The sequence below is a fragment of the Methanobrevibacter filiformis genome (genome assembly GCF_001639265.1).
GTDB lineage: Archaea > Methanobacteriota > Methanobacteria > Methanobacteriales > Methanobacteriaceae > Methanacia > Methanacia filiformis.
This window is the reverse complement of record NZ_LWMT01000070.1, coordinates 1-4,922: the sequence shown is the minus strand read 5'-3', so window position 1 is coordinate 4,922 and position 4,922 is coordinate 1. Positions and strand designations below refer to the sequence as shown.

Below are 4,922 nucleotides of genomic sequence, written 5' to 3'. Positions count from 1 at the left end.
ACATTAAAAAAGTTTAAAACTAAAACACAAAAAATAGACTAAAAAACTAAAACAAAAACTAAAAAACATCTAAAACCATATCCAACAATCATAAACCTTTATTTTAATTATGGATAATCTCCTAAAAAAAGGAAAAAAATTAATATTTAAAATATTAAAATTAATGTAGGAAAAGTTTGCTAGATTCATTATAATATTTATTAAACAACTTATTTCCCCAATTAATAGCATCATTTGACTTTGAAAACAAAATGTGATTATGATTATAATTACCATCACTTTTACAAATACCAAGATATAGAAATTTGTCTGTAACTGTGAGTGCTAAATTAATATTATCTTCTACAGATCTAACTTCAAGTAAATTATTATCTAATTCTTCATTTGGAATTTCTAAATCCCACAATTTTAAAAAATGGTGTGAAAGTGATTTAGGAAAGAGTAATTTTACATTAACTTCTTTTTGAATCAAATCATTAAATAATATAGGAAAATCTGGATGTAAGTAAGGAAATATTGATTTCACAATATTAACTTCATCCATGTTTTCCTTAAAGACATTGTATGTTTTAAAAATATCAATTGGAGTTGACTCGATGATTACTGACTCTTTTAAAGAGGCTAAATGATTTAATGCATCTTCATCAATACTATCCACTTGATGATCTTTCCAAAATTTAGAAAAGTCCTTAAGAAATTTTATCACACTCGTAAACTCTAACAAAATAGTGAAATAAATTTTACCTAAATTATTTAAGGCAAATTTATTATTCACTACTTTAAGAAGCCCCATTTGATCTAAATTAGCTAAACCCACAGAGATTGAGCTGTATGGAAGTTTAGATTTTTTATATATTTCAACCATAGATAGATTATCAATATATAACAATTTTAAGATTTTTAATCGAGCTTCAGAGCTTGATAGGGTTTTTAAAACAGATGATACTGCAACATACCATTTCAAGTTTATTTTATTATATTTCATATAAGTACACCTATCCAATGTTAATCAGTCTAAATCTGTGTTAACATTAATCGATCTAACATTATATATAACAATTATAAACTACCAGTAATAATTTAGATCAATAAAAAAAATCACTAAAATAATACTAATAGTTCGTATCTTGCTACAACATTAAGTTATCTCTCAAAATATATAAAGATTATTAAATGATTTTAATTAAAAAATATAAATATCAGTTCTATTAAAAGTATAAATTTAATATATATTTAGAAATATACGAAAACAAACAAATAAAGAAATCATTATTTCATCATAATAGTAAATAATTGTTCGATAAATAGAAAATAAAAGATTTGTAATAATATAAATAGAAATAGTAACATAAAACAAAAAAATATAAAGTGAAAGCTCAAAATAAATCAAGATAAAAATCATGAAAAAATAGTAAAAATTACTGAAAAATAAAAAGAAAAATTAACCTAAATAACCTTCATTGGAATATAAATTATAGAGATAATGCAGAAAAGAATCATTAATATTTTTCACTATCTCTATATCATTTTCATAGGACATATTTTTATTACCATGATATAAATTACACCTTATTTGATAAATAACTCCTATAAACTGATTAAAATTATCAGCATCAGTAAATCGAGCAGAATAATTAGCACCAAGCTTTCCAGAACGCATATCAACAATATGCCCACTATAATTATTAAATTCCTTATTTTTTAATGAAACAACAAAAGAATCAAGGTCATCTTTAAATTCATTAGATGAACTTAATAAATCCATATAAATCTGTTTATAACTTTTGGTTGAACGAAAAGTTTTTAAAAGTTGGTGTTCAGTAACATTGTCAGGAGAATAGTTAGGAAGATCACCACCAAACTCCATATATTGCCGTCTTAAACGATTAAATGTTTTATCAAATAATTCTGCACTAAAAAAGCAATTAAATGAAGCCCATAAACAAATAAACTTATTAATAGGATCTTTTTCACTTTCTGCCTTTAAAAACCATGATTTTGTTATTTGAATAGATAAAGGATTATAATTAGTCATGTATTTATATTAAACCTTATTTTTTATTAATATTATGGTGATTATTTAAAAGATAGTAAAAATAATAATAAAAAGACATGTGATAAAAAAATTATAGATATAAATATAATTAAATATAAAATAATAATCAGGATTATAGCTATTAAAACTATGGAAAAAAAATTTAGAACTATAAACCATAGCCAATAAATTTAAAAGTTATACAACTAAAAACAGTTCATAGAATACTTTAAAAAAAATATTTGAAAAAAAAAATAAAAAATTGGATGGAAAAAAATGATAGATAGTCACATACATGGAGACTCAAGATCTTATGAAAACTACCAAGATATGAATATTAGTGGCATTGATAAAGCAATAACCTGTGCATATTATCCATATTACATAGATGATTCATCAGTTTTATTAAACCATTTTAAAAGGATATTATATTATGAAACCGAAAGGGCTAAAAAAGCAGGGTTATACCTACATGTAGCACTTGGGTTACATCCTGCAAACATATTAAAAAGTTATGAAGATATATTAAAAGAAGTGGAAAATTTAGCTATTAATAAAAAAATAATAGCTATTGGAGAAATTGGTCTAGAAAATAATAGAGAAATAGAAATAGAGATATTTAAAGAACAACTACATATAGCAGATAATACGAAAACTCCTGTAATAATTCACACACCAAGAAAGAACAAATTAGAAATATTACATAGTATAAAAGAAATTGTTTTGGAAAATATAGATCCTAGACTTGTAGTAATTGACCATATTAATAATTCTGTTGTTAATGAAGTTATTGATGAGGAATTTACCTTAGGATTAACAGTACAACCTGAAAAAATGGAAACTATTGAAGCTGTGGACATACTAAGAAAATATGGATTTAATAAGTTTATGTTAAATAGTGATGTGAGTTATATGCCTTCAGATATATTATCTGTTCCAAAAACAGTACAAAAATTGAGAATGAATAATTTTAAACAAAAAGATATTGAGAAAGTTTCGAAAGAAAATGCAAAGAAATTCTTTAATATAAAATAGTAAAATTACATCCTAACTTTTTAATGAAAAAGATTGTGTCAAAATTTTACCCATTGTCATTTATTTTTTTTAATATTTAATTATTCATGTCAATGAATAATATTTACATATTTAATTATTGTCCAAAACCTCCTGAGAAAAAAATTTTTAGATCTAATATTAAAAAAATAAGAGCATAACAATCTATACAATGATTTTTACACTTGCAATTTTGTTCCTAAAGCTTAATTAGTAGATTCAGTTAATAATCAAACGATAGCTATTAAATTTTTGGACAAAGTAACCTCAAAAGAAGTTGAAAAATTCATTAACGATAATATCCCTGAAAATAAACGAAAATGCTTAATAACCGATCATGATCATGCATATATGGGACCTGTGAAGAATTTAGGGCTTCAAAAACACCAATTATACATTATGGCACCTCATTGAAATAGTTAAAAAGAAAGTTAAAAATCATTTAAATACACATAATGTTTCTACTGATGAAAAAAATGCTATAAAAAAGTATTCTGGAAAAATTATAAGTATCTTTAATGCTGATGAAAAAAAATTTATTTATAGGATTAATAGATTTTTTAAAGTGTAGAATAAGTGTCCTGATTTTTTAAAGGATTTTTAATAATAAAAAAAATTATTAGAGATATGCACAAATTAACTGCTCATCTATTTGATTCAAATATTCCAAAAACTAATAATCAAATTGAAGGTAAATTCAGTGGAACACAACAAAAAGAAGATAAAAAACGCTTTAAAACCAAACGTGGAGCTATGTCTTATTTGAAACCAATAATTGAAAGACAAAATGATGAATTAAAATGGACCTAAATATTATGATAAATTATGATTTTAGTAATAATTCATTTTTCAGGAGGCAACTTTTTTACACAAATAATGAAAACTTAAAATTCATTATTGAAATAGAAATAAATAAATTTTGCCTGTAAACTAACTCTTTTGGATCATTGGTAGATTAACCTTTCCTCCCCGAGTAACCCTCGAAACAGGCAGCCTATCTAATGTTGGGTTTCTCCTAATCATAGTCAGTGAAAACTTATCTCATAGAAGGACCATTGACATCAGTCAAAAAATTGATACGACAATAAACATTAGTACATAATGATATTTAATCTTATGGGACATTATAAAAATAGTATACTATAGCTATTTAAGCGAACAAAAGTGTCAAAAATAAAAAAATTATTATGCGAAAAACAAGCAGTTTGAAAATAATTAGTTGACAACAAAATGAAATTCCCATAGGCATAGCCCATAGTACACAATACAAAACACAAACAGACTTTACTTCCAGGATCGAAACGAGACTGGGTGTCACCCTGATGCTATGATCGTCAAACTAATATATTATATGATAAGATAAATGTGAATAAGAAAAGAACTGGCAACAAAATGAAATTCCCATAGGCATAGCCCATAGTACACAATACAAAACACAAACAGACTTTACTTCCAGGATCGAAACGAGACTGGGTGTCACCCTGATGCTATGATCGCCAAGTTCAATGAAATTAATAAAAATAATTAAATTAATATAAACTGTACATTTCACCCTAACTGAATACACCAAACCAAAAATACACTATTTAGTAAAAAATATTGGCATTAAATATAATAAACATAAGCACAAAGAACTAAAAATGCTATCAAGAAAATATGCTAGTGGACGATTGGAAGCAGCGGACTAAACAACTCGGAATAAACCTTGAAGCTTACATCCCTACCCCATCAAACAAGTCTTCTACTTGAGTCCTAAAAAAGCAGTCTATTTTCAGGGGACACCTCAGGCTTAGATGCTTTCAGCCTTTATCGTCTAGCGCGTAGCTGCCCGGCA

At 25.3% G+C, this 4,922-nt stretch carries 5 protein-coding genes and 3 rRNA genes; 3 read left to right on the top strand and 5 right to left on the bottom strand.

Going from position 1 to position 4,922, the window contains the following annotated elements; translation table 11 throughout:
- Positions 1-160 precede the first annotated feature (160 nt).
- Positions 161-985 carry a helix-turn-helix transcriptional regulator gene (locus MBFIL_RS02615; protein WP_066971213.1) on the bottom strand — a complete coding sequence of 275 codons (825 nt, stop codon included), beginning with the start codon at positions 983-985 and terminating at the stop codon, positions 161-163.
- A gap of 456 nt (positions 986-1,441) precedes the next feature.
- Positions 1,442-2,035, bottom strand: a complete 594-nt coding sequence (locus MBFIL_RS02610; protein WP_066971211.1) for a hypothetical protein — start codon at positions 2,033-2,035, stop codon at positions 1,442-1,444.
- A 276-nt stretch (positions 2,036-2,311) separates the two neighbouring features.
- On the opposite strand from MBFIL_RS02610, the gene MBFIL_RS02605 reads away from it, so the two are divergent.
- The 3 genes from MBFIL_RS02605 (at position 2,312) to MBFIL_RS02600 (ending at position 3,898) form a co-directional block, all read left to right on the top strand.
- A complete protein-coding gene (locus MBFIL_RS02605) occupies positions 2,312-3,070 on the top strand; it encodes a TatD family hydrolase (protein ID WP_066971209.1) in 759 nt (252 codons plus the stop codon).
- Positions 3,071-3,340: 270 nt separating this feature from the next.
- On the top strand, positions 3,341-3,502 hold the full coding sequence (locus MBFIL_RS10475; protein WP_157078624.1) for a hypothetical protein: 162 nt from the start codon (positions 3,341-3,343) through the stop codon (positions 3,500-3,502).
- 213 nt (positions 3,503-3,715) lie between these two features.
- Positions 3,716-3,898, top strand: a complete 183-nt coding sequence (locus MBFIL_RS02600; protein ID WP_066971207.1) for a hypothetical protein — start codon at positions 3,716-3,718, stop codon at positions 3,896-3,898.
- A 407-nt stretch (positions 3,899-4,305) separates the two neighbouring features.
- Here the strand turns inward: MBFIL_RS02600 and rrf (MBFIL_RS02595) are convergent.
- From rrf (MBFIL_RS02595) to MBFIL_RS10940, 3 genes are all read right to left on the bottom strand, one after another.
- A 5S ribosomal RNA gene (rrf, locus tag MBFIL_RS02595) occupies positions 4,306-4,427 on the bottom strand.
- Positions 4,428-4,467: 40 nt separating this feature from the next.
- Positions 4,468-4,589: ribosomal RNA gene (rrf, locus tag MBFIL_RS02590) — 5S ribosomal RNA — on the bottom strand.
- A gap of 149 nt (positions 4,590-4,738) precedes the next feature.
- Positions 4,739-4,922, bottom strand: a 23S ribosomal RNA gene (locus MBFIL_RS10940); the annotation flags it as partial.

Bases quoted from the DNA above. Each gene is read 5' to 3' on its own strand.
- MBFIL_RS02615 (WP_066971213.1), bottom strand. From the start codon at position 985: ATGAAATATAATAAAATAAACTTGAAATGGTATGTTGCAGTATCATCT.
- MBFIL_RS02610 (WP_066971211.1), bottom strand. From the start codon at position 2,035: ATGACTAATTATAATCCTTTATCTATTCAAATAACAAAATCATGGTTT.
- MBFIL_RS02605 (WP_066971209.1), top strand. From the start codon at position 2,312: ATGATAGATAGTCACATACATGGAGACTCAAGATCTTATGAAAACTAC.
- MBFIL_RS02600 (WP_066971207.1), top strand. From the start codon at position 3,716: ATGCACAAATTAACTGCTCATCTATTTGATTCAAATATTCCAAAAACT.